The 25,684-nt window shown below is 68.0% G+C and carries 29 protein-coding genes, 2 tRNA genes and 1 pseudogene; 22 read left to right on the forward strand and 10 right to left on the reverse strand.

Going from position 1 to position 25,684, the window contains the following annotated elements:
* Positions 1 to 28 precede the first annotated feature (28 nt).
* From ACQY68_RS03585 to ACQY68_RS03595, 3 genes are all read right to left on the reverse strand, one after another.
* Complete coding sequence (locus tag ACQY68_RS03585; RefSeq protein WP_428151680.1) at positions 29 to 1,162, reverse strand: DegT/DnrJ/EryC1/StrS family aminotransferase; 1,134 nt, start codon at positions 1,160 to 1,162, stop codon at positions 29 to 31.
* A gap of 43 nt (positions 1,163 to 1,205) precedes the next feature.
* Complete coding sequence (locus ACQY68_RS03590; protein WP_428151681.1) at positions 1,206 to 1,391, reverse strand: hypothetical protein; 186 nt, start codon at positions 1,389 to 1,391, stop codon at positions 1,206 to 1,208.
* Positions 1,392 to 1,560: 169 nt separating this feature from the next.
* Entirely contained in the window at positions 1,561 to 2,235 is a 675-nt protein-coding gene (locus tag ACQY68_RS03595; RefSeq protein WP_428151682.1) for an OmpA family protein, read from the reverse strand.
* Between the two features lie 270 nt (positions 2,236 to 2,505).
* On the opposite strand from ACQY68_RS03595, the gene ACQY68_RS03600 reads away from it, so the two are divergent.
* Positions 2,506 to 3,417, forward strand: coding sequence for an isopenicillin N synthase family dioxygenase (locus ACQY68_RS03600; protein WP_428152579.1), 912 nt, complete (start codon positions 2,506 to 2,508; stop codon positions 3,415 to 3,417).
* A gap of 172 nt (positions 3,418 to 3,589) precedes the next feature.
* Here ACQY68_RS03600 and ACQY68_RS03605 read toward each other — a convergent pair whose 3' ends face one another.
* Entirely contained in the window at positions 3,590 to 4,579 is a 990-nt protein-coding gene (locus ACQY68_RS03605) for a complex I NDUFA9 subunit family protein (RefSeq protein ID WP_428151683.1), read from the reverse strand.
* A gap of 199 nt (positions 4,580 to 4,778) precedes the next feature.
* Here ACQY68_RS03605 and ACQY68_RS03610 point away from each other — a divergent pair.
* The 9 genes from ACQY68_RS03610 (at position 4,779) to ptsN (ending at position 11,494) form a co-directional block, all read left to right on the forward strand.
* Positions 4,779 to 4,865 (forward strand) — tRNA-Leu (locus ACQY68_RS03610).
* A gap of 92 nt (positions 4,866 to 4,957) precedes the next feature.
* The gene (locus ACQY68_RS03615) at positions 4,958 to 5,572 is read left to right on the forward strand and encodes a ribonuclease D (protein WP_428151684.1); all 615 of its coding nucleotides are present in this window, start codon (positions 4,958 to 4,960) and stop codon (positions 5,570 to 5,572) included.
* Entirely contained in the window at positions 5,569 to 6,225 is a 657-nt protein-coding gene (lptC, locus tag ACQY68_RS03620) for an LPS export ABC transporter periplasmic protein LptC (protein WP_428151686.1), read from the forward strand. Before ACQY68_RS03615 ends, lptC begins: the two co-directional genes overlap by 4 nt.
* A gap of 1 nt (position 6,226) precedes the next feature.
* Positions 6,227 to 6,718 carry an LptA/OstA family protein gene (locus ACQY68_RS03625; protein WP_428151687.1) on the forward strand — a complete coding sequence of 164 codons (492 nt, stop codon included), beginning with the start codon at positions 6,227 to 6,229 and terminating at the stop codon, positions 6,716 to 6,718.
* A gap of 6 nt (positions 6,719 to 6,724) precedes the next feature.
* The gene (gene lptB, locus ACQY68_RS03630) at positions 6,725 to 7,516 is read left to right on the forward strand and encodes an LPS export ABC transporter ATP-binding protein (protein ID WP_428151688.1); all 792 of its coding nucleotides are present in this window, start codon (positions 6,725 to 6,727) and stop codon (positions 7,514 to 7,516) included.
* Positions 7,517 to 7,727: 211 nt separating this feature from the next.
* Positions 7,728 to 8,402: an IPTL-CTERM sorting domain-containing protein gene (locus ACQY68_RS03635; RefSeq protein ID WP_428151689.1), complete on the forward strand. Its 675-nt coding sequence runs from the start codon at positions 7,728 to 7,730 to the stop codon at positions 8,400 to 8,402.
* A 236-nt stretch (positions 8,403 to 8,638) separates the two neighbouring features.
* Positions 8,639 to 10,141 (forward strand): RNA polymerase factor sigma-54, encoded by a 1,503-nt coding sequence (gene rpoN, locus ACQY68_RS03640; protein WP_428151690.1) that lies wholly within the window; start codon positions 8,639 to 8,641, stop codon positions 10,139 to 10,141.
* Between the two features lie 130 nt (positions 10,142 to 10,271).
* A complete protein-coding gene (gene hpf, locus ACQY68_RS03645; protein ID WP_428151691.1) occupies positions 10,272 to 10,937 on the forward strand; it encodes a ribosome hibernation-promoting factor, HPF/YfiA family in 666 nt (221 codons plus the stop codon).
* An 86-nt stretch (positions 10,938 to 11,023) separates the two neighbouring features.
* A complete protein-coding gene (gene ptsN / locus ACQY68_RS03650; RefSeq protein WP_428151692.1) occupies positions 11,024 to 11,494 on the forward strand; it encodes a PTS IIA-like nitrogen regulatory protein PtsN in 471 nt (156 codons plus the stop codon).
* Positions 11,495 to 11,563: 69 nt separating this feature from the next.
* Here ptsN and ACQY68_RS03655 read toward each other — a convergent pair whose 3' ends face one another.
* Both ACQY68_RS03655 and ACQY68_RS03660 read right to left on the reverse strand, forming a co-directional pair.
* Positions 11,564 to 11,830 carry a DUF1150 family protein gene (locus ACQY68_RS03655; RefSeq protein ID WP_428151693.1) on the reverse strand — a complete coding sequence of 89 codons (267 nt, stop codon included), beginning with the start codon at positions 11,828 to 11,830 and terminating at the stop codon, positions 11,564 to 11,566.
* A gap of 90 nt (positions 11,831 to 11,920) precedes the next feature.
* Positions 11,921 to 12,337, reverse strand: a complete 417-nt coding sequence (locus tag ACQY68_RS03660) for an Hsp20 family protein (RefSeq protein ID WP_428151694.1) — start codon at positions 12,335 to 12,337, stop codon at positions 11,921 to 11,923.
* Between the two features lie 160 nt (positions 12,338 to 12,497).
* Here ACQY68_RS03660 and rfbB point away from each other — a divergent pair, with 160 nt between their 5' ends.
* The 3 genes from rfbB to rfbA are packed head-to-tail and all read left to right on the forward strand — an operon-like array spanning position 12,498 to position 15,353.
* Complete coding sequence (gene rfbB, locus ACQY68_RS03665) at positions 12,498 to 13,589, forward strand: dTDP-glucose 4,6-dehydratase (protein ID WP_428151695.1); 1,092 nt, start codon at positions 12,498 to 12,500, stop codon at positions 13,587 to 13,589.
* Complete coding sequence (gene rfbD / locus ACQY68_RS03670; protein ID WP_428151696.1) at positions 13,582 to 14,472, forward strand: dTDP-4-dehydrorhamnose reductase; 891 nt, start codon at positions 13,582 to 13,584, stop codon at positions 14,470 to 14,472. The genes rfbB and rfbD overlap by 8 nt, the downstream gene beginning before the upstream one ends.
* On the forward strand, positions 14,469 to 15,353 hold the full coding sequence (gene rfbA / locus ACQY68_RS03675; RefSeq protein ID WP_428151697.1) for a glucose-1-phosphate thymidylyltransferase RfbA: 885 nt from the start codon (positions 14,469 to 14,471) through the stop codon (positions 15,351 to 15,353). Before rfbD ends, rfbA begins: the two co-directional genes overlap by 4 nt.
* Position 15,354: 1 nt before the next feature.
* On the opposite strand, the gene ACQY68_RS03680 is transcribed toward rfbA, so the two are convergent.
* Positions 15,355 to 16,710 carry an HlyD family type I secretion periplasmic adaptor subunit gene (locus tag ACQY68_RS03680; RefSeq protein WP_428151698.1) on the reverse strand — a complete coding sequence of 452 codons (1,356 nt, stop codon included), beginning with the start codon at positions 16,708 to 16,710 and terminating at the stop codon, positions 15,355 to 15,357.
* Positions 16,707 to 18,437 carry a type I secretion system permease/ATPase gene (locus ACQY68_RS03685; RefSeq protein ID WP_428151699.1) on the reverse strand — a complete coding sequence of 577 codons (1,731 nt, stop codon included), beginning with the start codon at positions 18,435 to 18,437 and terminating at the stop codon, positions 16,707 to 16,709. The genes ACQY68_RS03680 and ACQY68_RS03685 overlap by 4 nt, the downstream gene beginning before the upstream one ends.
* 270 nt (positions 18,438 to 18,707) lie before the next feature.
* On the opposite strand from ACQY68_RS03685, the pseudogene ACQY68_RS03690 reads away from it, so the two are divergent.
* The 4 genes and pseudogenes from ACQY68_RS03690 to ACQY68_RS03705 form a co-directional block, all read left to right on the forward strand.
* Positions 18,708 to 18,782, forward strand: a pseudogene (locus ACQY68_RS03690) (hypothetical protein); the annotation flags it as partial.
* A gap of 187 nt (positions 18,783 to 18,969) precedes the next feature.
* Positions 18,970 to 19,230 carry a hypothetical protein gene (locus ACQY68_RS03695; RefSeq protein ID WP_428152722.1) on the forward strand — a complete coding sequence of 87 codons (261 nt, stop codon included), beginning with the start codon at positions 18,970 to 18,972 and terminating at the stop codon, positions 19,228 to 19,230.
* A 187-nt stretch (positions 19,231 to 19,417) separates the two neighbouring features.
* The gene (locus tag ACQY68_RS03700) at positions 19,418 to 19,786 is read left to right on the forward strand and encodes a hypothetical protein (protein WP_428151700.1); all 369 of its coding nucleotides are present in this window, start codon (positions 19,418 to 19,420) and stop codon (positions 19,784 to 19,786) included.
* Positions 19,787 to 19,846: 60 nt separating this feature from the next.
* The gene (locus ACQY68_RS03705) at positions 19,847 to 20,299 is read left to right on the forward strand and encodes a hypothetical protein (protein ID WP_428151701.1); all 453 of its coding nucleotides are present in this window, start codon (positions 19,847 to 19,849) and stop codon (positions 20,297 to 20,299) included.
* Positions 20,300 to 20,349: 50 nt separating this feature from the next.
* On the opposite strand, the gene ACQY68_RS03710 is transcribed toward ACQY68_RS03705, so the two are convergent.
* Positions 20,350 to 20,425: transfer RNA gene (locus ACQY68_RS03710), tRNA-Ala, on the reverse strand.
* Between the two features lie 181 nt (positions 20,426 to 20,606).
* Positions 20,607 to 21,068 (reverse strand): TIGR02300 family protein, encoded by a 462-nt coding sequence (locus ACQY68_RS03715; RefSeq protein WP_428151702.1) that lies wholly within the window; start codon positions 21,066 to 21,068, stop codon positions 20,607 to 20,609.
* 133 nt (positions 21,069 to 21,201) lie between these two features.
* Here ACQY68_RS03715 and aroA point away from each other — a divergent pair, with 133 nt between their 5' ends.
* From aroA to rpsA, 5 genes are all read left to right on the forward strand, one after another.
* The gene (gene aroA, locus ACQY68_RS03720) at positions 21,202 to 22,518 is read left to right on the forward strand and encodes a 3-phosphoshikimate 1-carboxyvinyltransferase (protein WP_428151703.1); all 1,317 of its coding nucleotides are present in this window, start codon (positions 21,202 to 21,204) and stop codon (positions 22,516 to 22,518) included.
* Complete coding sequence (locus ACQY68_RS03725; RefSeq protein WP_428151704.1) at positions 22,515 to 22,784, forward strand: hypothetical protein; 270 nt, start codon at positions 22,515 to 22,517, stop codon at positions 22,782 to 22,784. Before aroA ends, ACQY68_RS03725 begins: the two co-directional genes overlap by 4 nt.
* On the forward strand, positions 22,781 to 23,059 hold the full coding sequence (locus ACQY68_RS03730) for a hypothetical protein (RefSeq protein ID WP_428151705.1): 279 nt from the start codon (positions 22,781 to 22,783) through the stop codon (positions 23,057 to 23,059). Before ACQY68_RS03725 ends, ACQY68_RS03730 begins: the two co-directional genes overlap by 4 nt.
* An 84-nt stretch (positions 23,060 to 23,143) precedes the next feature.
* Positions 23,144 to 23,794 carry a (d)CMP kinase gene (gene cmk, locus ACQY68_RS03735; protein WP_428152580.1) on the forward strand — a complete coding sequence of 217 codons (651 nt, stop codon included), beginning with the start codon at positions 23,144 to 23,146 and terminating at the stop codon, positions 23,792 to 23,794.
* A gap of 155 nt (positions 23,795 to 23,949) precedes the next feature.
* A complete protein-coding gene (rpsA, locus tag ACQY68_RS03740) occupies positions 23,950 to 25,653 on the forward strand; it encodes a 30S ribosomal protein S1 (protein ID WP_428151707.1) in 1,704 nt (567 codons plus the stop codon).
* Positions 25,654 to 25,684: the final 31 nt, after the last annotated feature.

The raw sequence follows: 25,684 nt of genomic DNA on the forward strand, positions 1-25,684 counted from the left end.
GCCGACGGGCGAGCGGCCCGATGTCGGGTCAGGCGTCTAAGGTCGTCTCGATGACGTCGCAGACGCGGTCGATGTCGGTATTCGTCAGGGTGCTGCCCGAGGGAAGGCACAGACCATTGGCGAACAGCCCCTCGGCCACCCCGTCGTTGATCGCCAGGGCGTCCCGGAACACCGGCTGCAGGTGCATCGGCTTCCAGACGGGGCGGGCCTCTATGTTGGCGGCCTCGAGCGCGAGGCGGAGACGGTCAGGGCCGGCGACGATCTTCGGGTCCGCCAGCATGACCGTCAGCCAGCGCGTGTGACGACGACCTGGAGCCTCAGGGGCGAAAGCGACCCCGTGGCGACCACCCAGCCGGGCCACGTAGCGATCGAAAATGGCGCGGCGGCGGGCGACCTTGGCCTCCAGCGTCTCCATCTGGGCGAGGCCCAGTGCGGCAGCGAGGCTGAGCATCCGGTAGTTGAAGCCGACCTCGGCGTGTTCGTAGTGGACTGCCGGCAGGCGGGCTGCGGCGGCGAGGTTGCGGGCGCGGGCGATCAGGGCCCCGTCCTCGGACGCCAGCATGCCGCCGCCGCCCGTCGTGACGATCTTGTTGCCGTTGAACGAGAAGGCGGCCGCCGATGCGCCGTGGCCCGCGTGCCTGCCGTTCAGGGTCGCGCCGACGGCTTCGGCCGAGTCGAGGATCACCGGAGCGCCATGGGCGTCGGCGATCGCCCGGATCGCGTCGATGTCGCAGCATTGGCCGTAGAGGTCGGCCGGGACGACGGCGCGGACCGTCAGGCCCTCGGCCCGAGCGCGGTCGAAGGCTCGTCCGAGCAGAAGGGGATCCAGGTTCCAATCGACGGAGCTGCAATCCACGAAGATCGGCCGGGCGCCCGCATGGACGATGGGGCTGACGCCGCCGATGAAGGTCAGGGTCGGGCAGATGACAGCGTCGCCCGGCTTCAGGTCCAGCATCGTCAGGGCCAGATGCAGGGCCGCCGTGCCTGAGGAGACTGCCGTGGCGTGGGCGAAGCCTGTCGCCTCGGCGAAGGCGCGTTCGAACGCCTCGACCACCGGACCGGCGGACGAGACCCAGCCGGCGTCGAAGGTTTCAAGCAGGCGCGCGCGTTCGGCAGGTCCGATGTCGGGCGCTGACAGGGGGATGCGGGGGAGGGCGGTCACAGGCGCAGGTGACGCTGCGTCGCCGATTTCCGCAAGCTGCGGCTCAGCCGCTGGTGCGGACCAGAACGGCATCCGAGGTCGGCCGGACGGGCGGCTGGCGGTCGATCATCGACTGGCCGATGGCGATGACGAGAGTGGCGGTGAGGACGGCGGAGGCGACGGCGGCTGCGACCATCTTCGCGCCCTGCGCCAGATGACCCCCGTCGCGATTCCAGATGTCCTGATCCATGCCGCTCCCCCGAGTCGTCAGCAGGCTCAGGGACCACAACAGACATCACGGCGCAAGTCACTGAACCGTGTGCGTTAAACATAATTTCGCCGACGCCCGGCGGGCGTCGGCGAAACTCAGTCCTGTCGCGCGATCGCTCGGGACGCGGTCCCTCGCTGCTTGAGCGGGATCAGCCCGTGAACGGACGGATCAGGATCTCGACACGACGGTTCTGGGCGCGGCCCTCGACCGTGGCGTTTGAGGCGACCGGGACGCGCGATGACTGGCCGGCGACGAAAAGACGCTCGCGCAGCACGCCGCGACCGATCAGGGCGTCGGCCACCGCCAGGGCGCGGCGTTCCGACAGGGGTTGGTTGATCGCGTCGCCACCCGAGGAATCGGTGTGGCCCACGATGTCCACCACGGAACGGTCGTACTCCTGCAGAACGGCCGCCACGTCGGACAGGACCGCGTCAAAGCGCGGCTCGATGTTCGACTGGTTTGTGGCGAAGGTGACGTCGGACGGCATGCGCAGAACCAGGTTGTCGCCCTGGCGCGCCACGCCGACGCCGCTCCCCGACAGTTCGGCTTCCATGGCGCGCTGCTGGCGATCCATGTAGTTGCCGACGGCCGCGCCGCCGAGGGCCCCGACGCCTGCGCCGATCAGGGCGTTGCGACGGCCCTGTTCGCCGTCCGAGGTGTTGGTCAGATAGCCGAGCACCGCGCCGCCGAGGGCGCCGTAGATTGCGCCCGTGCCGGTGTTGTTCCTTTGAGGCGTCGACGAATAGGGGTCCATCGTGGTGCAGGCGGTCGCGCCCAGCATGGCGGCGACGCCGAGGCCCGTGACGATCAGGTTCATACGCATTGGAGTTCCTTGAAAATGTACGCGTCCGTATCGGCCGGGAACGCCACCCTACGGTGAAGGTTCCTGTCTGACTTACGGATGAACGAACCGGGTGGAGGCTTTCATCCGACGTGAAACTGCCAATTTGCGACGGCAGGGCGTATGAACCTCTCCCCCGACGGTCTTGATGATCGCCGCGCACGCTTTCGAAAGGCCCCGCCCGTGACCTCGATCCTCGACGCCGCCTCCGCCGCCGAACCCGGCCAGACCAAGGGCATCAAGCCGGTCTCCATGTCGCGCTACGACACGGACTTTCAGGGCTTCAGCGACGATCTGGGCGCCTCGTTCAAACGCTATGGCTTCGCCGTGATCGCGGATCACGGTCTGGACGAGGACGTCATCAAGGCCGCCATCGACGACGCCAAGGCCTTCTTCGCCCTGCCGGAAGAGGTGAAGCGCCAGTACCACCAGCCGGGCACCGGAGGGGCGCGCGGCCTGACGCCGTTCGGGGTCGAGGCGGCCAAGGGCGCGGCGGCCGTGGACCTGAAGGAGTTCTGGCACGTCGGGCGCGAACTGCCCGAGGGCCACCCCTATCGCCAATACATGCGCGACAATCTGTGGCCGACCGAGGTCCCGGGCTTCAAGCCGCACTTCTACGGAATGTTCGAGGCGCTGGATCAGCTGGGTGCGAAAATCCTGAAGGCCATCGCCCGCTACATGGACCTCGGCGACGACTATTTCGCGGACAAGGTCCAGCTGGGGAATTCCATCCTCCGCATGCTCCACTATCCGCCGGTGGCCGCGGGCGCGGCGGGCGTGCGGGCCGGGGCGCATGAGGACATCAACGTCATCACGCTTCTGCTGGGCGCCGAGGAGCGCGGGCTGCAGCTGAAGGATGCCGACGGGGAGTGGCTGGAGGTCGCACCGCCGCCGGGAGCCCTGGTGGTCAACATCGGCGACATGCTGCAGCGGCTGACCAACCACGTCCTGCCGTCGACCAGCCACCGGGTCGTCAATCCGTCGCCGGATAGGGCCAGCTTCGCGCGGTATTCGACGCCCTTCTTCCTGCACTTCAACCCGGACTTCGTGATCGAGACCCTGCCGTCGACGATCACGGCGGAGAACCCGGACCGCTATGCGAGCAAGTCGATCATGGCCGAGGACTTTTTGACCGAGCGGTTGAAGGAAATCCGGTTGCTTTAAGTGCCCCCTCTCCCGGTGGGAGAGGGCTTGAAGCCCGCAGAGCGCAGCGATGCGTCCTGGCTGAAAGGGTGAGGGTCGTGCGTTTCCGGTGAGGTTCGACCCTCACCCTTTCGCGTTTCCAATCGCTGGCGCTCTTGGACGCTCAAGCCCTCTCCCACCGGGAGAGGGAGGCTTACGCCGGTTCGGCCTGCACCGCGCCCGGGCTGACGGCGAACTGGCCGCCGCGGCGGTAGCGCCACAGGTAGGACGGGGCGATGGCTTCGAGGCCGGTGGCCTCTACGCCCAACGCCGACAGATCCTCGGCATCCGGGGCGACGACGTTGTCGGTCTTCAGCATCAGCACTTGATCCTTCGTCAGAACCGGCGGAATGCCGACGACGGCCGTGATCTGGGCCAGCGAGCCGATCATCGAGGCGGCGAAGAAGGGCAGGGGCGCCAGCAGGCGACGGCGGCCGGTCTCGCGCAGGATGTATTCGAGAATCTGTTTGAACGACCAGACTTCCGGGCCGCCCAGTTCGAAGGTGCGACCGGCGGCGTCGGTGCGAACGACCGAGCGGGCGATGGCCTCGGCCACGTCGCCGACCCAGACGGGCTGGAACTTCGTCTCCCCGCCGCCGATCAGGGGCAGGGCTGGCGACATCGTGGCCATGGAGGCAAAGCGGTTCAGGAAGCCGTCGCCGTTCCCGAACACGATCGAGGGACGCAGGATGACGGCGTCGGGCTTTGTGGCGCGGACGGCGGCCTCGGCCTGGCCTTTGGAGCGCCCGTACTCGCCTTCGGACTGTGTGTCGGCGCCGATGGCCGACATCTGGACCAGGCGACCGACGCGGGCGGCGACGCAGGCTTCGGCAATGTTGCGGCTGCCTTCGACGTGGGCCTTCTCAAAGCCGCGGCCCGGGGTCTCGAACAGGATGCCGACCAGGTTCACGGCGGCGTCCGCGCCCTTCAGAGCGGCGGCCACGTCGGCAGGGCTGGTGATGTCGCAACGAACCGGCTGGATCTGACCGACATCGCCGAGGATGCGCAGGTCCTGGGCCAGGGCGGGCTTGCGTACCGCGACGCGGACGCGCCAGCCTCTGCGGGCCAGGGCGCGGACGGCCTGGGTTCCGACGAAGCCCGAGCCGCCGAAGACGGTGACCAGGCCGGTGGTGGATTCGGACATCGGGCGTTCCTCGAAGCGGCGTCTTGAAAGGCCGCACGGGCCTGACAGGCGGGGGATAGACGATGCCCGGCGCCCTCGCAACGCGGGGCTTGGCGGGAAGCGGCGAGAAACCGCCGAAAACCGTGTTGACCCGCTCCGTGCACTGCCTTAAGGGTCCGCGCCTTCCGGTCGGGAACGCGTTTCGACGCGAGCCTCCGGGGCCCAGGTGGCGGAATTGGTAGACGCGCTGGCTTCAGGTGCCAGTGATAGAAATGTCGTGGAGGTTCGAGTCCTCTCCTGGGCACCAGTTTCCAAAGGCGTCGCATCGCAAGATGCGGCGCCTTTGTCTTTTCCAGCTCCCTATCGCCTCGCGCGCGGCGCTCAGCTACTTGAGGGCCCATGACCGTTTATCTGCATGAAGGCGACCTCCCGGACGGCCTGGACCTGGGCCCCGAAGTCGCCGTCGATTCCGAGACCATGGGGCTGCGTTTCCGCCGCGATCCGCTGTGCGTGGTCCAGCTGTCGGCCGGCGACGGCGACGCCCATGTCGTCCGCCTGAACCGGCCCGGCTACGACTGCCCGAACCTGAAGCGGCTGATGGCCGATCCGGACGTGCTGAAGATCTTCCACTTTGGCCGGTTCGACATCGGCATGGTCGAGCTGCACCTCGGGGTCGAGACGCGGCCGGTCTACTGCACCAAGATCGCCTCGAAGCTGGCCCGGACCTACACCGACCGGCACGGGCTGAAGGACGTCGCGCGCGAGATGGCGGGCATCGACCTGTCCAAGGCGCAGCAGTCGTCCGACTGGGGTGCTCCGGAGCTGACCCAGGCCCAGCTGGAATACGCCGCATCCGACGTCCTGCACCTGCATGTCATCATGCGCCGGCTCAACGAGATGCTGGTCCGAGAGGGCCGGATGGAACTGGCTCAGGCCTGTTTCGACTTCCTGCCCGTTCGCGCCCGTCTCGACCTGCGCGGCTGGGACGAGATGGATATCTTCGCGCACACATGACCTTCGACCCGGCCGACGACAGGAAGCGCGCCGACGAGGCGAGACTGGCCCAGCAGGCCGGGCGCTGGCGCTCGCGCTCCCGTCGGGTCCAGCTGTATCGCCGCCTGCTGCCGATCCTGATCGTTGTGCTGGCGGGCGGGGCCTTGACCTGGACGGTGTTCCGCACCGTCATGTCGGGCGTCGAACGCGAGGCCAGCCAGTCGAAGGAAATCCGCCTCGACAATCCGATGTTCCACGGTCAGGACGCGGCTGGCCGGTCCTTCATCATCGGCGCCCAGGGCGCGGTGCGCGATCCGGCGACGGGGCGGTTCCGGCTCAACGGCCCGGTCCTCAGGCTCAATCTCGGCGGCACAAAGGTCACCGAGATGACCGCCGACGCCGGCATCTACAACGAGGCCGAACGGACCGTGACCATCGGTCCGAACGTGCGGATTTCCGATGGCGGATCGGGCTTCACCCTGACGACGCCGGAGGCCGTGGTCGACACCGCGACCGGCGTCGTGACCGGCAACAAGGGTGTCGAGGGGCGCGGCCCCCTTGGAACGATCTCGGCAACGTCCTATGCCATCCATGAACAGGGCCAACGGGTCGTGTTCAGGGGCTCTGGCGATAACAAGGTGCAGGGGACCCTCAGCCCCGCTTCCGGTGAATGACATGAAGACGACCCCAATCCTTCTGATCGGCGCAGGCGTTTTGGCGCTTGGTCTGGGCGGCGCAGCGCTCGCGCAAAGCCGATCGAGCGTCAGCAACCAGCCGATCGGCTACGGCGCCGACTCCGGCGAACTCACCAACACCGCCGTCTCCCTGCGCGGCCGGGCCGAAATCACCCAGGGCGACACTCGCCTGCGAGCCAACGCCATCGAGGGCGTGCGCGACGCTTCGGGCGGGCTGACGCGGATCGAGGCCTCGGGCGAGGTCTATTACGTAACCCCGAACGAGACGATCCGGGGCGACCAGGCAATCTACACCGTTTCCAACGCCACGGTTGTGGTGACCGGCGACGTCATCCTGACCCAGGGCCAGAACGTCCTAACCGGCGGCAGCCTGAGCTACAACGTCGACACCGGCCAAGCGCGGATCCAGGGTGGAACCTCGGCCAACGGCGGCCGTGTGCGCGGCGTCTTCTACCCCGAAGGGTCGAACTGAGCCTGAATGGCCCGTAAGGAACTCTCAGCCCTCAATCTGGAAGACCGCGAGGCGCCGGCCGTCGCGCCCGAACCCGCGCCTGAAAAGGGTCTGCGGGTGCGCAACATCGCCCGGGCCTTCGGCGCGCGTCAGGTGGTCGCGGACGTCTCCCTGACCGTGCAGCGGGGCGAGGTCGCGGGCCTGCTGGGCCCGAACGGCGCCGGCAAGACGACCTGCTTCTACATGATCACGGGCCTGATCCCTGCGGACTCGGGCTCGATCTGGCTGGACGGCGAGGACATCACGGCCCAGCCGATGTACCAGCGCGCCCGCATGGGGCTGGGCTACCTGGCGCAGGAGGCCTCGATCTTCCGCGGCATGACGGTCGAGCAGAACATCATGGCGGTCGTCGAGCTCAACGAGACCGGCAAGGCGATCGAGACCGAGACGACCCGCCTGCTCGAGGAGCTGCATATCGACCACCTGCGCCACGCCCCGGCGACCGGTCTGTCGGGCGGCGAGCGGCGCCGGGTCGAGATCGCCCGGTCGCTGGCCGGCAAGCCCAGCTTCATGCTGCTGGACGAACCCTTCGCCGGCATCGACCCCCTGGCCATCGCCGACATCCGCCAGGTGATCCGCTATCTGGCCGGCGAGGGCATCGGCGTCCTGATCACCGACCACAATGTGCGCGAGACGCTCGACATCATCGACCGCGCCTCAATCATCTCGAACGGCTCGGTCCTGTTCGAGGGCACGGCAGACGAAGTCATCCACGATCCCGAGGTCCGCCGCGTCTATCTGGGCGATCTTTACGGCTGAGTTTCGCTCGCGGACGTCTCCCGCCTACCGCACCCGGCCAATACAGCCGCCTGCTTCGTGCGGACCGCCAGAGGCTCGCCCCGGCGCTTAAGAGCGAACGCCGGCTCAACTATTCTGAAAGAACATACGAAAAGTTCGTCAGTGGGGCTTGGTTAGGAACGCTGGAGTTGTACCTTGGCGGTTGGTCCGGGATCCGGGCAGTGGGGTTTTCATGAAACGTATCAATCGCGGCGCTCTCGCGCTCGCCATGCTGGCGGTCACGGCCACTGCGGCTCTCGCCGCCACGGTCAACGGCGTCACCAACGGCGACTTCGAGACCGGCAACACCAACGGATGGACCTACAGCTGCCCGGCTTCGGGAGGCGCCACGACCGGCATACTCGGCGCGACCGATCTCGTTATCGACAGTGGTTCCACCTGGGGCTACCTCAACGATCAGGCTCAGGCCGCCGTCGATTGCGACCTGTATCAGGATGTCACGATCCCGGCCTCGGCGACGGCAGCCACCCTGACCATGAGGTATGCCCTGACCGGGAGCAATGCCGCCGACGGAACAGAAACCCGCCGGATCGACGTGACGACCCCCGCCGGCGTGGTGCTCGTCAACATCCAGCCCTCCGTCAACCGTGGCACGACCCGCGCTTTCGCGCCGCTCGGTGCCCCCGTGAACCTCACCGCCTATGCGGGCCAGACCGTGCGTATCCGCGCCCGGACCAGCAATCCCGCCAACTCGGGCAGCGCCAACGCGATCGGCATTGACGATGTCGTGCTCAACATTACCACACCGAATCCCGTCCCGACCCTGTCGGAGTGGGCGATGATCCTGTTCGGCCTGGTGCTGGCCGGCGGGGCCGCGCTGATGGTGCAGCGTCGCCGGTTCGTCTGACGGGACCCTTTACGGCTCCCGGCGGCGCCGAGGTGCGAGGCAGCGCGACCCTGTCGGACATCGCCGAAGCGAGCCACCAGAACGTCGCCCGGACCCGGGGCGACGCCATCGTCGCCGACGTACTGGTCCGGGAACACCGGCTCCACGACGCCAGACGTGTGAAAGCCGGCGTTAACCGGTCGCGTTCATCCTGACAGCAAGTTCCGGGCCACGACGGCCCTGCGGAGTGCTCCAGGGTGATCGGTCAGAGGCTCGAGGTTCGGCAGGGGCAGGGGCTGGTCATCACGCCCCAGCTGCAGCAGGCGATCAAGCTGCTGCAACTGTCCAACCAGGAGCTCGACGAGTACGTCGAGGCCGAGCTCGAAAAGAACCCCCTGCTCCAACGCGAGGAGGCGGAGCCCGGCGCAGAGGTCGAGCGCGAAGCGCCCGCCGATTCCACCGAGCTGAGCTTCAACGAAGCCGAGGCGTCGGATCGGTCCTCTACCGTCGATGCGCGCGAGGACGACGTCTATGGCGACGCCACGCCGGGCGAACGCACCTCGGATCGCCTGTCCGACGAGGCCGCCGAACAGCCCGGCCTGTCGGACTGGTCCGCAGCCGGCAAGGGCGGCTCCTTCAACGATGGTGACGGCGGCGAACGCCCCGAGCGCCACGACCCGACCCTGTGGGAGCATCTTCAGGACCAGGCGTCCTCGGCCGGGTTCTCGGCCACGGACCATGCCATCGCCCTGTCTCTGATCGACGGGGTGGACGAGGGCGGCTACCTGCGCGGCGAACTGGCCGAGATCGCCGACCGGCTGGGCTGCGGGCTCGAGCGGGTCGAGGCCGTTCTGGCGATCTGTCACGGCTTCGAGCCGACGGGCGTCATGGCGCGATCGGTGCCGGAGTGCCTGAAACTGCAACTCGTCGAGCGGAACCGGTTCGACCCGGCCATGGGCGCCCTGCTCGACAATCTGGATCTGCTGGCCCGGCGCGACCTGTCGGCCCTGCGCGCCGTCTGCGGCGTCGACGCCGAGGACTTGTCGGAGATGATTTCCGAGCTCAAGGCCCTGACGCCCCGGCCGGGCGCGGGCTTCGCCGGCGAGATCGCCCAGACCGTGATCCCCGACGTCCATGTGCGGCCCGATCCGGCCGGCGGCTGGCGGGTGGAGCTGAACTCCGACACCCTGCCGCGCCTGCTGGTCGACAAACGCTATCACGCCTCTGTTTCGGCCGGCGCGCGGACCGAGACGGAGAAGGCCTTCGTCGCCGACTGCGCCGCCCAGGCCAACTGGCTGGTCAAGTCGCTGGACCAGCGGGCCAAGACCATCCTCAAGGTCGGGTCCGAGATCGTGCGTCAGCAGGACGCCTTCCTCGCCTTCGGCGTCGAGTTCCTTCGACCCCTGAATCTGAAGACTGTAGCCGACGCGATCGGCATGCATGAATCGACGGTCAGCCGGGTCACCTCGAACAAATACGTCTCGACCCCGCGCGGGGTGTTCGAGCTGAAATTCTTCTTCACGGCCGCGATCCAGGCCACGGACGGCGGCGCGACCCACTCCGCAGAGGCCGTCCGTCACCGGATCAAGTCGATGATCGACCACGAAGGACGGGACGGCGACGTTTTGTCCGACGACCGAATCGTCGAGATCCTCAAGGAAGCCGGTATCGACATCGCCCGCCGCACCGTAGCCAAGTACCGGGAAGCCCTGCGAATTCCATCGTCGGTCGAGCGCCGGCGCATGCTGAAAGTCTCTTAGGTCGGGCTATCGCTCGCGACGCGGTCGCTCACTGCTTAAGCCCGAAACAGAGCTGACCGAACAACAAAGCGTGACTGTAAAATCGTCGTTCGCGATTGACACTTTTCGCGGTCGGTCGCGTTCTATCCCTATGCAAGTCCAAGTCAGCGGCAAGCACGTGGATGTCGGCGAAGCGTTAGGCTCGCGCATCTCCCAGGAACTCGAAGACGGAGTCGGAAAATACTTCGAACGCGGCGGTCAGGATGCCGAGGTCGTGGTGTCCAAGGACGGCCACGGCTTCAAGGTGGACTGTTGGGTCCGCCTCGCGTCCGGGCAATCGCTCGTGACGACAGGCCTCGGCGGTGACGCCCATGCGGCCTTCACCGACAGCCTTGAGAAGCTGGAGAAGCGGGTCCGACGCTACAAGCGCCGGCTCAAGGATCACCATATCGGTCCCAAGGGTCTGTCGCCCGAAAAGACCGAGATGGCCGCCGCTTCCGTGGCTCGCAGCATCGTGCTGCGCAATCCCGACGACGAGGTCGAGGATTCCCTTTTCGACACCGCCGGCGCCGACGACGGCCCTCCGCCCACGGGCATGGTCATCGCCGAGAGCGTTTCGGAGATCCGCACCATCACGGTCGGACGCGCCGTGCTGGAGCTCGACATGACCGGCTACCCGGTCGTGCTGTTCAGGAATGCGGCGCATGGCGGCCTGTCGGTCGTCTATCGTCGGCCGGACGGCAATGTCGGGTGGATAGATCCTGAACGCACCGCGTCCCTCAATGGACACGGTTCTGTAAACGGTTCTGGCGCATAAGACTTCCCAGGGGCGCGCAGACCGTCTAGACGGCGCGCGCCCCTCAAGGGGCCTGCCCACAACCTCGAGTATGAGTCGGGACGATCATGGACATCGGTGAACTGCTGATTCGGGACGGGATCGTCCTGAAAAGCGGCGCGTCATCCAAGCGGCAGGCCCTGCATGTGCTGGCCAACGCCGCGGCCCAGGCCTTGGGCCAGGACGAGATTCGCGTCTTTGACGCGTTGATGGAGCGCGAGGCTCTGGGCTCGACCGGTCTCGGTTCGGGCGTGGCTGTTCCGCATGCGCGTCTGGCCGGTCTCGACAGCGTCAAGGCCGTCTTCGTGCGCCTCGACACCCCGGTCGCCTACGACTCCGTGGACGATCGCCCGGTCGATCTGATGTTCGCCCTGTTCGCCCCGCCGAAAGACGGCGCGGAACATCTGCGGGCTTTGGCCGCCGTTTCGCGCGCCCTGCGCTCGCCCGAGCTCCGCGAACAGCTGCGTCAAGCCCGGACCGAGGACGCCATCCACGCCCTCTTCGTCCGCGACGACAAGGTCCCTGCGACGGCGGCCTGAAGGCCGCCGCTTTTCTGCGGCGCTACCGCGCGCGCCGCGGTCGCTCGCTGCTTGAGCGCGATGTCTTTCCTAGTGCACGGACACCGGAGCCAGCTCGTGCGCCACGGCGGCGGCGAAGGCCGTCTCGCGATCCATCATGACCGCCAGCCGCTCCCCGTCGGCGCTGTGCACGGCGTAGAGGGTCTGGTCGGGATCGATCACCAGACCCTTGGCGTCTTCCAGCGGGCGGTCGGAGATCGCATCGGCCATCACGTCGGCGGCGGTGATCTCCCGCACGTAGACCAGGTCCGGGGCGCCGAAACCGGCGAAATCCTTATTCGTCATCATCGGCGTCATAAAGACCGCCTCCTTGTTGAAGAGTGACAACGCCCGGATGCGCCGCGAGTTCGCGGCCGCGTCATGATGGGGCGAGGGTATCTGGTGTCGTCAGCCGACGCTGATCGGGATGCGCCGAATCGGCTCGACGTTCTCGGGCCGGAGCAGGTCGACATGCAGCAGGCCGTGTTCCAGCCGGGCGCCCTCGACCTCCAGACCATCGGCGAGGACGAAGCTGCGGACGAAGCCGCGCGCCGCGATGCCGCGATGCAGGAAGGCCTGATCCGGCGATACGCCTTCGCGCTTGCCGGCGATCGTCAGCTGTCGCCCCTCGATCGTGATGGCCAGGTCATCGGGCGCGAAGCCGGCCACAGCCAGCGAGATGCGCACGGCGTTGTCGCCCAACTGCTCGACGTTATAGGGCGGATAGCTCTCGGCCGCGGCCTTGGCGGCGCGGTCGATCAGGGCGCGGGTCTGGTCGAAGCCCAACAGAAAGGGGCTGTCGAACAGCACGGTTCGGGTCGTCATGGTTCAGTCCTCGACAAGCGACTGCGGCTTGAAGCCCCCCGGGATCGGCGAGGCGTCGGCCATGATCCGATATGGGCAGGCGGTGCGTGCGGAGCAAGCCCGTTCTCCGGGGCCACTGGTCGGGGTCTCCGCAGCCCTTTAGAAACGGCGGAGAACCGGAATGATCCGGGGCAAAGGGGCGGGCTTGGCGGCATCTCGGATTCTGATCGCGGGCGGCGCGGGTTTCATCGGCTCGGCCCTGACGCGCGAGATGATGGCGAACTCCGACGCCCGGGTTCTGGTCATCGACAGCCTGACCTATGCCACGAGCCCGGCCGCCCTCGGCGCCGTGCGCGCGGACCCGCGCTTCGCCTTCGTGCAGGGCGGCATTTCCGACGCGGCTCTGGTGCGCTCGACGATCGAGGGTTTCGCGCCGGACGTGATCATCAATCTGGCGGCCGAGAGCCATGTCGACCGTTCGATCGACGGGCCGGGGCCGTTCGTCGACAGCAACATCGTCGGGGTCTTCGTGCTGTTGCAGGCAGCTCTGGACCACTGGCGCGGCCTGACGGGAATGGCCGCGGAGGCTTTCCGCTTCCATCAGGTCTCGACCGACGAGGTGTTCGGGTCGCTCGGCCCGACCGGCGCGTTCGACGAGACGACGCGTTACGACCCCCGCTCCCCCTATTCGGCGACCAAGGCGGCCGGCGATCATCTGGTCCGGGCCTGGGGCCACACCTATGGCCTGCCCGTCCTGGTGACCAACTGCTCGAACAACTACGGCCCGTTCCAGTTTCCGGAGAAGCTGATCCCGCTGACGATCCTGCGCGCGCTCGGCGGCCAGAGCCTGCCGGTCTACGGCGACGGCCTGCACGTGCGCGACTGGCTGCATGTCGACGATCACGTCCGCGGTCTCCGCGCCGCCTTCGAACAAGGAACACCGGGCGAAACCTATGTCTTCGGCGGCGGGGCCGAGCGGACCAATGTCGATCTGGTGCGCACGATCTGCGCCGCCCTCGACGACCTCGCCCCACGCCCCGACGGCCGGCCCCATGCGGAGGCGATCACCCACGTCGAGGACCGGCCCGGCCACGACCGGCGCTATGCCGTCGATCCGTCGAAGGCGCGCGCCGAACTGAACTGGTCGCCCCAGGTCGGGTTCGAACAGGGCATCCGCGAAACGGTCGCCTGGTATCTGGAACGTCGTGACTGGTGGCAGGCGATCCTCGCCGACCGCGACGCCGTGGCGCGGCGGGGACTGGCCGGTGGCTGACCCGATCCGCATCCTGATCGCCGGCGGACACGGCCAGGTGGGTCAGGCCCTCGCCCACGCGGCCTGGCCCGACGACGTGCGGCTACACCGCCCGACGCGCGCGGACCTCGACCTGACCAGCGCGACCGCCTTGGCCGAGGCCTTCGCCCGCACCCCGTTTGCCGCCGTGATCAACGCCGCCGCCTTCACTGCGGTGGATGAGGCGGAGACGCACCCGGACGAAGCCTTCCTCGCCAACGCCGATATCCCCGCGCGACTGTCCGAGGCGACGCGCCGGGCGGGCATTCCTCTGGTCCATATTTCGACCGACTGCGTCTTCGACGGCGCGCTGGACCGACCCTACGCCGAGGACGACGCGACGGCCCCGATCAGCGTCTATGGCGCCTCGAAGCGGACCGGGGAGGTCGCCGTCCTGTCCGGCAATCCCCGCGCGGCCGTGGTGCGCACGGCCTGGGTCGTCAGCGCCCGGGGCAGGAATTTCGTCCGGACCATCCTCGATGCGGCGGTGAGCCGACCGGAGCTGGCCGTCGTCGCCAATGTGGTCGGCAGCCCGACCTCGGCCGACGATCTGGCCGGAGCGCTCGCCGCACTAACCCTGGCCATGATCGCCGACCCTGCGGCGCCCACCGGCGTCTACCATTGCGTCAATGCGGGCGAGGCCAGCTGGGCCGAACTGGCCGCCGAGGCTCTGCAGCTCGCAGGATCGCGAACGACCGTCCTCCCCATCCCTGCCGCCGACCGTCCGGCTCCAGCGGCGCGTCCGGCCAATTCGCGCCTGTCCTGCGAGCGGCTGACGCGTGATTATGGAGTGACGATGCGGGACTGGCGGGCCGCCGTCGCGGATATCGTCGCCGAGCTCCAACTGCAGAGGGTCGCGCCATGAAGGGCATCGTTCTGGCCGGCGGCGCGGGCACGCGGCTGCATCCGATGACGGCGGTGACGTCGAAACAGCTGATGCCGGTCTACGACAAGCCGCTGATCTACTATCCGCTGACCACCCTGATGCTGGCCGGGGTGCGCGAAATCCTGGTCGTCACCACCCCGCGCGACCTGCCCGCCTTCCAGTCTCTGCTCGGGGACGGAAGCCGGTGGGGGCTGTCGCTGTCCTACCTCGCCCAGCCGACGCCGGGCGGCATCGCCCAGGCCTATGTGCTGGGCGCCGACTTCGTGGCCGGCGGACCGTCCGCCCTGATCCTCGGCGACAACCTGTTCCACGGCGACGGTCTGGTCGACCGGCTGCACAGCGCCGTGCGCGCGGCCGAGGGCGGCGGCGCGACGGTCTTCGCCCACCAGGTCAGCGATGCGGAGCGGTATGGCGTCGTCGGCTTCGATGCCGCCGGCCATGCGACCTCGATCGAGGAGAAGCCGGTCAGGCCACGCTCCAACTGGGCGGTGACGGGCCTCTATCTGTATGACGCCGAGGTGGTGGAGATCGCCGCCGGGCTGAAGCCCTCGGCGCGGGGCGAACTCGAGATCACCGACGTCAATCGCGCCTATCTCGAGCGCGGCCGTCTGACGGTCGAGCGGCTCGGGCGGGGCTTCGCCTGGCTGGACACCGGCACGCCCGAGAGCCTGCTCGACGCCGCCCTGTTCGTGCGCACGGTCGAACAGCGTCAGGGCGTGAAGATCGCCTGTCCGGAAGAGGTCGCCCACCATATGGGCTTCATCGACGATGCGGCGCTGGAAGCCGCCGTCGCCCGGACGGCGGGGTCGGATTACGGCCGCTACCTCGCGCGTTATCTGGAGCTCGGCCGCATCGGCTGACCTACTGTTCGGTGCCCGACCGCCACAGGTTCCGGGTCAGGGGCTCGGTCAGATACGATAGTGCCGTCCGCTTGCGCAGCAGCACCACGACCTCGACCGGGAAGCCCGGCCGGATCTCGCTCGCGGCCTGACCCAGCCGTTCCATCTCGGCCGGGGGTACGGAAATCTCCGCACGATAGTGGCGCGCGCCGGTCTGTTCGTTGGTGAAGGTATCGGGCGACAGACGCGTGACCCGACCGTGGATGATCGGCGGATCGCGCTCGCGCAGGCCGGGGAATTTGACCTCCGTCTCCAGCCCGACGTGGACGTTGTCGATGTCGGCGGGATTGATCTCGGCCACGATGACCTGGGTCGCCGCGTCGGGCACGACCTCCATCAGCACCTGGCCGGGCTGGATGACGCCGCCCTGGGTGAAGACGGCCAGCCCCACCACCTGCCCGGTCGCCGGGCTGCGGATCAGGCTGCGCTCGATCTGGTCGCGCAGGGAAGAAAGCCGCGGCTGGGTCTCGTTCAACTGGACCTCGATCGCGCGAAGCTGCTCGGACACGTCCTCGTTCATCCCGGTGTTGATGGTCAGCATCTGCAGCCGGGTCTCGCCGATCTGCTGCTGTGTCCCGGCGACCTCGGCCCGGAGTGAGCCGAGCTGACCATCCAGGCCGGCGGCGTCGCGTTCCAGCGCCCGCACGCGGGTCTGGGGCGCATAGCCCTGGGCCGCGAGCGACCGCAGACCGTCCAGCTCCTCGCCGATCAGGCGACGCTGTTCGGTGTTGGACTCGATCTGGCGCTGATAGCCCTGAATCCGCTCCTCCAGCTGGCCGATGCGCTGGCGCAGCACGCCGACCTCGGTCGACCGGCCGGCCCTGCGGGCGCCGTACTGAAGCCGTTGCAGCCGGATGGCCTCGTCGGCCAGTGCGCGATCCTCGGGCGACAGGTTGGCGAACTCCGCCGGAACGGGGATAGCGGCCAGTTTGTCGCGTTCGGCGATCAGGCGCGCCCGCTGGGCCATCAGGGCGTAGACCTGACCGGACAGGCCCCGCTCGGCGGCAGTCAGTTCTCCCGTCGACAGTTCGACCAGAACTTGGCCCTGCCGGACCTTGTCGCCCTCGGCGACGTGCAGGGCGGTCACCGTGCCGCCCTCGCGATGCTGGACGGCCTGACGGTTGCCGGTCACGGCGACCTGGCCCGGCGCATAGGCGCCGGAATCGAGCGGAGCGATCGCCGCCCAACCCAGAAACAGGACGAAGAACAGGGCGATGATGATGCCGCCGAGGATCAGCTCGTGACGCGGCGAGGCCGTCTGGGGCGCGACATGGCCGGCGCCGGGGGAGGCGGCTTCGATGGGGGACCGAGCGCTCATCCCGCCTTGACCTCGTGCAGGCCGCCGGGGCGCGGACTGCGCATCCGGGCGAGGACGTCTTCTCTCGGGCCCTCGACCTGAACCACGCCGTCGCGCAGGGCCAGCAGGCGATCGGCTCTGGCCAGGACGCCCGCGCGGTGGGCGACGATGACCACGGCGGCGCCGCGAGCCGCAGCGGCCTCGACGGCGCCGATCAGGGCCGTCTCGCCGTCCTGATCGACGCTGGCGTTGGGCTCGTCCAGCACCAGCAGGACAGGGTCGCCATACAGGGCGCGGGCCAGGCCGATGCGCTGGGACTGCCCCGCCGACAGGCCGGCGCCCTGCGACCCCAGCACGGTGTCATAGCCGTTGGGCAGGCGCTGGATCAGGTCGTGCACGCCCGCTGATATGGCCGCGCGCACGGCGGCCGCGTCGGTCTCGGGCGAGGGGGCGGCGAAGCGGGAGATGTTCTCCTTGATCGTGCCGGCGAACAGGGTCGGGTTCTGCGGCAGATAGCCGATGTGGCGGGCAAGGACGTCGCTGTCGCGCGCGCCGTAGTCCGCGCCGTCCAGACGCACCGAGCCGGTATCCGGCATCAGGGCGCCGGCCAGCACGCGCGCGAGGGTGGTCTTGCCCGATCCGCTGGCCCCGATGACGCCCAGCACCTGACCCGGTTCGATCTTGACCGAGACGGCGCGCAGCTGGGGCGTTTCCGTCCCCGGCAGGCGGACGCCGATCCCTTCGACCGAGACATGGCCGGTCGGGGCGGGCAAGGCGGTCCGGGGCTGGCCATGACCGGCGGTCTTCATGAACAGGTCGATCAGGCTCTTCCAGCTGGTCCGGGCCTGAACCAGCGTCGGCCAGGCGCCGACCAGCTGTTCGATCGGCATGACCGCGCGGCTCAGCAGGACCGACGAGGCGATGATCGATCCCGGCGACATCTGCCCTTTCACCACGAGGAAGGCGGCAAGGCCCAGCGCCGCCGACTGCAGCGCCAGCCGCACGAACTTGATCGCTCCGGAATAGCGCCCGCCGGTCAACTGGGCCTCAGCCTGGGAATCGGTGGCGGCGCGGCGTCCCTCCAGTTGGCGACCGATGATGGCGCGGCGCATCCCGAGGGCCTGGACCACTTCGGACTGACCGGACAGGGCTTCCTGGGCGGCGTAGGCGGCGTTGCCGGCGCGGCTCGCCCGGCCGAGGCGCGGACGGGTGTCGCGCTCGTTCAGCCAGGCCAGAACCGCCAGGACGATCCCGCCGACCAGGGTCAGCACGCCGATTGCGGGGTGCAGCAGGAAACAGCAGGCCAGATAGATCGGCGTCCATGGCGCGTCGAACAGGGCCAGCGCCCCCTGGCCCGACACGGCACCGCGCAGGGCGTCGAAGTCGCGCAGGGCCTGAACCCCTTGAGTCCGCCCGCCCGCCTCGGTCACCCGGGCCAGGATCGTTCCGGCCAGATCGCGATCCAGCTGGATTCCGGCCCGGATCAGGATGCGTGTCCGCAGCCAGTCCAGCGCCGCAAGCGATCCGAGCGCGAAGATCGTCACGGCGCTGACCAGCACCAGGGTCGTCAGGCCCGCCGTCGGAACCACCCGGTCATAGACCTGCATCATGTACAGGGTCGGGGTCAGATAGAGCAGATTGACCAGGGCGCTGAACGCCGCCGCCCCGATGAAGTGGACACGGCATTGCCTCAGGGCCGCGAACAGCGGTTCCGATCCGGGGCGTTTACCGAGAAAGGCGTCCAGCACGGGGTCGATCGAGCTCCAATGGCCTGCGGCCGCGACCGAAGAAGGCCGAAGTCGAGCTATAGGCGCTAACGCATCGGCGACAAAGGCGATGCCGATCTTGGCCGGGTCCAGGGACAGCGGATGAGGGACGGGCCGCCCGGCGCTCTGCGGCGGATCAAGATGTCGCTCTTGACTTCCTGCGCTCAGCCGCAGGTAACGGTATGGATGCCGGAGACCGAGGAAGAAACGCAATTCAGGGTCGCGCGCCTGTCCGAGCGCGAGCGCGAGGTCATGGCCTATGTCGCGGCCCACTATCAGAGCAAGGCGATAGCGCGGCAGCTGGGTACGGCGCCCAAGACCGTGGACGCCCAGATCGCCAGGGCCTGCAAGAAGCTGGGCGCCAACAATCGCAACGACGCGGTGCGCAAACTGATCGGCGCGGGCGTCCATCTGAACATAGGGGATCATCCCCTATGGGCATCGGACCCGATATCCGGGACGGGGGATCAGCGGCTTTATCGGGACCTCGACAACGGGGATGCCGATGCAACCGATGCAACTGATATCAATCCAACCCAGCCCTCATCAGGGTCACGACCTGGACGCCCTGCTTCCGACGATGACCTATCGGGATCTGGAACTGGCGCTTGGCCAGGTCTCGGTCGGGGACAGGCACCGACGGATGATCCCCTATCTCGTCTCCGCATTGCAGGAGCAATCGAAGTTCCTGACCGGGCAGATGGTCATGTTCGAGATCCTGAGATCGGCCAACTGTCTGGCGGACGTCGGGCCGCCGCAAATCCTGGACGGCTAGGCCTTCACCCCGGAGTGATCCGCCTGGGGATCGCCGCGGGGATCGCCATCGGCCTCGCCATCGCGGCGCCGGCGGCCCTCTACGGCGCCATCATGCTCCAGCGGCTCGTACTGTCGCTTCAGTAGCACCACCCCTTTTTTCCAGATGAACCCTGCATCATGCCGCTCGCCGCGGCAGAGGAACCCCCATGTCCAATCGCAACGAAGCGGCCCAGCGGGTCGCCCAAATGATCAACGACGCCGAACAGGCCATGGACATCGCCATGGCCAAGACCTCGCGCCTCGTCACCGAACTGCCCAGCCTGCAGTCCGAGGCCGGCCTGCACGCCTCCTGGTCCCAGCCCGTCATCGTCTCGGTCTGTTCGGCGCTCGGCGACATGACTACGGCGCGTGGCTCGATCATCGGTGCACACAAGTCGCTGTCGGCCATCCAGCGCCGCCTCGGCATCGTCATGGAAGGCCCGGTCAATCCGAAGGAGGATGAATTCCCCGAAGAACGCCGCTACCCGGCCCTGCGCGCCGGTCGTTCCGAAACGGTCGTTCCGCTGCGCGCCTGAACCGGCGCTGTTCCAACGCTGCCAAGCGCGTCATGATGCGTCTCTCGAAACGGGGGCTTCATGACGCCGGCGCCGGGCGATTACGACAATCTGTACGTCTTCCTCGGGACGGGGGCCGTTCTCGTCGTCTGCGGCGCGGCGGTCCTGTTCGGATCGATGCGGCAGCGCCTGGCCGGCCTGCTCCAGGCGGCGGACGTGTTCGGCATCCTGCTGCTGGCCGCCGGGGTCCAGCCTGACGACCGTCTCTATCTGATGGACCTCAAGGCCCTGCTGGTCCTCGTGGTCTACGGCGTCATGTGTTTCCGCTGGCCCGATCGGTGGGTGATCCTGCTGACCGGGCTTCAGGGCTTCGCGGTGCTGCTGCATGTCTCCGACCTGCTGGACGTGTCCCTGCCCCGGTCGGTGAACGGCCTGTTCCTCAATGCCATCGGCTGGGCGATGTTGCTGGTCCTGGCGACGTCGACCGCAGTTCACGTCCTGAACCGCTTCGACCGGCGCGACGCCCGGGCCTGAGGCCGCAAACCAAAAGGGGCCGGCTGCAATGCAGCCGGCCCCTCGGAATTTGGTGGAGCTTAGCGGAGTCGAACCGCTGACCTCTTGCATGCCATGCAAGCGCTCTACCAGCTGAGCTAAAGCCCCGAACCTCGAACGTGATGTCCTTCGGTCTGGTCCGCCGGGTCTGGTTTGGCCCCCGGCGAGGCGGCGGAACCTATGTCGGGTCGATTTTCAGATCAACCCGGTTCCGCCATTTATTTTCGCATTCTTCCGGTCGATGCCGGGCCGGTCGAAACCGGCCCGGAAATCAGTCGGTTAGGAACGATCAGTCGTCGTCCTTGGCGCCCTTGGCGATGTCGTCGTCGAAGGCGTCGTCGTCTTCGTCCTCGATGAAGGGGACGGAGTCGTCATCGTCGTCGTCGGCCAGGACATCGTCGTCGTCGCCGTCGGTCGTGCCCATGCCGGCCTCTTCGGACGGATCGGCCACGGTGTCGTCCTCGTCGTCGGGGGTCAGGATCGGCTCGTGGCCTTCCTGGTCGATTTCGGGGGTGACGACTTCTTCTTCTTCGTCCTCGTCGCCGTCGACCTTCTTCTCGACGACCTGATCTTCGGCGTCGTCGGAGGCATAGCCGCCCGGACGGCCGCGACGGCTGCGCAGCTTGATGGCTTCTTCAGGATCGAATTCGGTGTCGCACTTCGGGCAGTGAGCCGGGCGACGGCCCAGGTCGTAGAATTTGGCCTGGCAGTTCGGGCAGACCTGCTTGGCGCCAAGTTTGGGATCGGCCACGGGTGATGGAGACCTTTGGATGGAGGAGGGGATTTCGGCCGCGTCCCTTGCCACTATGGGGGGGCGCTGTCAAAAGCCGTGTTCCGCGTGGCCTTCGCCCGCACCCTCCCCCACTGCCTTCCATGGAGCCTCCGTGGCCTCCACCGCCTCCCATCTGACCGCGCGCCCCGGCCGCCCCCTGCGCGGAACCGTCCGGGCGCCGGGCGACAAGTCCATCTCCCACCGCTCCCTGATCCTGGGCGCCATGGCCTCCGGCGTGACCGAGATCGACGGCCTGCTGGAAGGCGACGACGTCCTGGCCACCGCCCGCGCGGCCGAGGCCTTCGGCGCGACGGTCGAGCCGCTCGGCGGCGGCAGGTGGCGGATCACGGGACGCGGCGGTCTCAGGGCTCCGGCCGGCGTCATCGACTGCGGCAACGCCGGCACGGGCGCCCGTCTCCTGATGGGGGCGGCGGCCGGCTATCCGATCACCGTGACGTTCGATGGGGACGCGTCTCTCCGGACCCGGCCGATGGGGCGGGTCACCGACCACCTGACCCGGATGGGCGCGACCTTCGACTGGAGCGGCAGGCCCGGCCTGTTGCCCGCGATCCTGACGGGCGGGAAGCTGTCGGCCATTGATCACCTCCAGACCGTCGCCTCGGCCCAGGTCAAGTCGGCCATTATGCTGGCCGGTCTGAACGCGACCGGGGTCACCTCCGTCACCGAACCGGAGAAGAGCCGCGACCACACCGAGCGGATGCTGCGGGCCTTCGGCGCGACCGTCGATGTCGAGGAAGACGGCGAAGGCTGGGTCATTCGCCTTCAGGGCGGCCAGCCCCTGTCCGGAACCGTCGTCTCCGTGCCGGGCGATCCGTCCTCGGCCGCCTTCCCGCTCGCGGCGGGTCTGATCGTTCCGGGTTCCGAAGTCACGGTCAAAGGGGTGATGCTGAACCCCCTGCGCACCGGCCTGTTCGACACCTGGATCGAGATGGGCGCGGACCTGACCATCGCCAACCGCCGCGTCTCGGGCGGCGAGGACGTCGGCGACATCACCGCCCGCCACTCCGCCCTGAAAGGCGTCGTCGTGCCGGAAAACCGCGCCGCCTCGATGATCGACGAGTATCCGATCCTCGCCGCCACGGCCGCCTTCGCCTCGGGGCAGACCGTCATGCGCGGCGTCGGCGAGATGCGGGTCAAGGAGAGCGACCGCATCCGCCTGATGGTCGACGGCCTGCGCGCCTGCGGCGTCGCCGTGGAGGAGGAGCCCGAGGGTTTCATCGTCACGGGCGGTTCCGTTCCGGGCGCGGCGACCGTTCACACCGCCCACGATCACCGCATCGCCATGAGCCATCTGGTGCTCGGCCTCGCAGCCCAGAACGCCGTCACGGTCGACGAACCCGACATGATCGCCACCTCCTTCCCCGGCTTCGTCGAGATGATTCAGGGGCTGGGCGGCGACGTCGGGTGAGAAGCCCGCGGGACCTGTTGCTACGCTTCCCGGCTCTGGCCGGCCTTCTGATCTGCCTGACCGGCTTCGGCTTCACCACCTGGCTGGCGATCGATTGCATCCGCACCGGCGTCGCGGCCGGCAAGCATGGCGCGCGGTATTTCAGGGCCGAGGGCGACCCGTTCTATTACTTCACCGTCGCTGTCTTCGGCGTGGGCAGTCTCTTCTGGCTCGGGTTGGCCGCCTTCGCCCTCTTGGTGCTGATCCGTTGGAAGCACTGGACGTGACCTTGCTGGCCCGGCGAGAGGAACTGATCTGGCGGTCAGCCTCGTCCGTCGCCGCCATAGTTTGTCTGGCCTGTCTCTGGAGCGTCGGTCATCAGGTCTGGACCGGCCTGACGACCGGCCGCATCCGGGGCAAGTATGGCTGGATGTTGCAGGATGAGCGGCCGATCATGTTCGACATCACCCTGGCGCTGAATGTCCTGGCGGCGCTGATCTGGATCGCGCTCGGTGGGCTGGCGATCTGGTTCGCCTGCTCGCGGCGTCTCTACCGGGATTAACTGATCGCTTGTGTTCCGGAGCCGGAGCGGCTTCTACGGAGATTCACGGATGATCGTGCTCACCCGCGCCCGAGGGACCGCCTCCTGACCCAGCCGTTCGTCATCGCCGTCGACGGGCCCGCCGCCTCGGGCAAGGGCACGATTGCCTCGCGCCTGGCTCGCGAATACGACCTGCCGTTCCTCGACACCGGCCTGCTGTACCGCGCCGTGGGGCTCGACGTCCTGACCGGCGGCGGTGATCTGGGCGACGCCAGGGCGGCCGAGGCCGCCGCTCGCGCTCTCGATACAGACAGGCTGTCCGACGACGCCGCCCTGACCAGTGGCGACGCCGGCGAGGCGGCCAGCCGCGTCGCGGGCTTTCCCGGCGTTCGCGCGGCCCTGCTCGATCTGCAACAGGCCTTTGCGCGTCAGGCGGGCGGGGCCGTGCTCGACGGGCGCGACATCGGCACCGTCATCGCCCCCGACGCCCAGGCCAAGCTGTTCGTCACCGCGACGCCCGAGACCCGCGCCCACCGCCGCTGGCTGCAACTGACCGGCCGAGGCGATCCCATCACCTACGAGGCCATGTTGGCCGATATCCAGCGTCGGGACGAGCGCGACGCCGGCCGCGGCTCGGCCCCCATGGTCCAGGCCGACGACGCCATCTTGCTGGACACGACCGATATGGATATAGAAGCCGCCTTCGATGCGGCCCGCCGTATCGTCGAGGCGGCGCGCGCGAAACACGGTCTCTAGACCGCCTTCGCAAATCCAACGCTCCAATCCTCGGCTTCCGCGGGCGCTCTGGTTCAGCTGAGCCTCGCCGCGAACACCGACTTCCTATCCCAACTTCACCTCGCGCGGGGCCGTCCGGTCACGCGCCACAGCCCTATCGGAAACACCAGAGCTTCATGTCTGATACTCTCAACCCCACTCGCGACGACTTCTCCGCCCTGCTCGACGAGCAGCTGCAAGGCCGCGACCTCGGCGAAGGCCAGGTCGTCCACGGCCGCGTCGTCGGCATCGAAAAAGACATCATCATCATCGACGTCGGTCTGAAGACCGAAGGCCGCATCCCCGCCCGCGAGTTCGGTCAGGGCGAAGGCGCCGTCATCCCGAAGGTCGGCGATGACGTCGAAGTCTACCTGGAGCGCGTCGAGAACGCCCTGGGCGAGGCCGTCATCAGCCGCGACAAGGCTCGCCGCGAAGAAGCCTGGACCCGTCTGGAAGTCGTCTTCGCCGAAGGTCACCCGGTCAACGGCGCCATCGTCGGTCGCGTCAAGGGCGGCTTCACCGTCGACCTGGGCGGCGCCTCGGCCTTCCTGCCCGGTTCGCAGGTCGACATCCGCCCGGTGCGCGACGTCGGCCCGCTGATGGGCAAGGAACAGCCGTTCCAGATCCTCAAGATGGACCGCCCGCGCGGCAACATCGTCGTCTCGCGTCGTGCGATCCTGGAAGAAGCCCGCGCCGAACAGCGCACGGAGCTGGTCGGCCAGCTGCAAGAGGGTGAAGTCCGCGACGGCGTCGTCAAGAACATCACCGACTACGGCGCGTTCGTGGACCTCGGCGGCATCGACGGCCTGCTGCACGTCACCGACATGTCGTGGAAGCGCGTCTCCCACCCGTCGCAGGTGCTCGCCGTCGGCGACACCGTCCAGGTCCAGATCGTCAAGATCAACCCGGACACCCAGCGCATCTCGCTGGGCATGAAGCAGCTGCAAAGCGATCCGTGGGACGGCGTCGAAGCCAAATACCCGCCGGGCGCCAAGTACACGGGCCGCATCACCAACATCACCGACTACGGCGCGTTTGTTGAGCTGGAAGCCGGCGTCGAGGGCCTGGTCCACGTCTCGGAAATGTCCTGGACCAAGAAGAACGTCCACCCCGGCAAGATCGTCTCGACCTCGCAGGAAGTCGACGTCGTGGTTCTGGATGTCGACGCCTCCAAGCGCCGCATCTCGCTGGGCCTGAAGCAGGCCCAGGACAATCCGTGGGATGCGTTCGTCGCCGCCAACCCGATCGGCTCGACCGTCGAGGGCGAAGTCAAGAACGCCACCGAGTTCGGCCTGTTCATCGGCCTGGACAACGACATCGACGGCATGGTGCACCTGTCCGACCTCGACTGGTCGGTCTCGGGTGAAGAAGCCATCCAGCGCTACCGCAAGGGCGAGATGGTCAAGGCCAAGGTCCTGGACGTCGACGTCGAGAAGGAACGCGTCTCGCTCGGCATCAAGCAGCTGGGCGGTGATCCGGTCGGCGACGGCGACACCTACAAGAAGGGCCAGACCGTCACCCTGACCGTCACGTCCATCGAGTCGGGCGGCATCGAGGTCAAGTTCGGCGACGACGACGCGCCGGTCTCCTCCTTCGTGCGCAAGTCGGACATCAGCCGCGACCGCAACGAGCAGCGTCCCGAGAAGTTCGCCGTCGGCGACCGCGTCGACGCCCAGATCACGGGCATCGACAAGGCCACGCGTCGCGTCTCGGTCTCGATCAAGGCTCTGGAAATGGCCGACGAGAAGGAAGCCATCGATCAGTTCGGGTCCTCGGACTCGGGCGCCTCGCTGGGCGACATCCTCGGTGCGGCCCTGCGCGAGAAGGCCGGCAAGGAGTAATCCTTCCGACCGAAACGAAGCCTCAGCCGCC

The organism is Brevundimonas sp. (assembly GCF_965278935.1).
Lineage (GTDB): Bacteria > Pseudomonadota > Alphaproteobacteria > Caulobacterales > Caulobacteraceae > Brevundimonas.

Excerpts from the sequence above, each read along its gene's own strand:
- ACQY68_RS03655 (WP_428151693.1), bottom strand. The coding sequence starts at position 11,830 with ATGACGCCGATGATGACGAATAAGGATTTCGCCGGTTTCGGCGCCCCG.
- lptC (WP_428151686.1), top strand. The coding sequence starts at position 5,569 with ATGACCTTCGACCCGGCCGACGACAGGAAGCGCGCCGACGAGGCGAGA.
- ACQY68_RS03600 (WP_428152579.1), top strand. The coding sequence starts at position 2,506 with ATGTCGCGCTACGACACGGACTTTCAGGGCTTCAGCGACGATCTGGGC.
- ACQY68_RS03705 (WP_428151701.1), top strand. The coding sequence starts at position 19,847 with ATGACGCCGGCGCCGGGCGATTACGACAATCTGTACGTCTTCCTCGGG.
- ACQY68_RS03700 (WP_428151700.1), top strand. The coding sequence starts at position 19,418 with ATGTCCAATCGCAACGAAGCGGCCCAGCGGGTCGCCCAAATGATCAAC.
- ACQY68_RS03590 (WP_428151681.1), bottom strand. The coding sequence starts at position 1,391 with ATGGATCAGGACATCTGGAATCGCGACGGGGGTCATCTGGCGCAGGGC.
- rfbA (WP_428151697.1), top strand. The coding sequence starts at position 14,469 with ATGAAGGGCATCGTTCTGGCCGGCGGCGCGGGCACGCGGCTGCATCCG.
- ACQY68_RS03635 (WP_428151689.1), top strand. The coding sequence starts at position 7,728 with ATGAAACGTATCAATCGCGGCGCTCTCGCGCTCGCCATGCTGGCGGTC.
- rpsA (WP_428151707.1), top strand. The coding sequence starts at position 23,950 with ATGTCTGATACTCTCAACCCCACTCGCGACGACTTCTCCGCCCTGCTC.
- ACQY68_RS03660 (WP_428151694.1), bottom strand. The coding sequence starts at position 12,337 with ATGACGACCCGAACCGTGCTGTTCGACAGCCCCTTTCTGTTGGGCTTC.
- ACQY68_RS03615 (WP_428151684.1), top strand. The coding sequence starts at position 4,958 with ATGACCGTTTATCTGCATGAAGGCGACCTCCCGGACGGCCTGGACCTG.
- ACQY68_RS03680 (WP_428151698.1), bottom strand. The coding sequence starts at position 16,710 with ATGAGCGCTCGGTCCCCCATCGAAGCCGCCTCCCCCGGCGCCGGCCAT.
- ACQY68_RS03605 (WP_428151683.1), bottom strand. The coding sequence starts at position 4,579 with ATGTCCGAATCCACCACCGGCCTGGTCACCGTCTTCGGCGGCTCGGGC.
- ACQY68_RS03625 (WP_428151687.1), top strand. The coding sequence starts at position 6,227 with ATGAAGACGACCCCAATCCTTCTGATCGGCGCAGGCGTTTTGGCGCTT.
- rfbB (WP_428151695.1), top strand. The coding sequence starts at position 12,498 with ATGATCCGGGGCAAAGGGGCGGGCTTGGCGGCATCTCGGATTCTGATC.
- ptsN (WP_428151692.1), top strand. The coding sequence starts at position 11,024 with ATGGACATCGGTGAACTGCTGATTCGGGACGGGATCGTCCTGAAAAGC.
- ACQY68_RS03695 (WP_428152722.1), top strand. The coding sequence starts at position 18,970 with ATGCAACTGATATCAATCCAACCCAGCCCTCATCAGGGTCACGACCTG.
- ACQY68_RS03595 (WP_428151682.1), bottom strand. The coding sequence starts at position 2,235 with ATGCGTATGAACCTGATCGTCACGGGCCTCGGCGTCGCCGCCATGCTG.
- hpf (WP_428151691.1), top strand. The coding sequence starts at position 10,272 with ATGCAAGTCCAAGTCAGCGGCAAGCACGTGGATGTCGGCGAAGCGTTA.
- lptB (WP_428151688.1), top strand. The coding sequence starts at position 6,725 with ATGGCCCGTAAGGAACTCTCAGCCCTCAATCTGGAAGACCGCGAGGCG.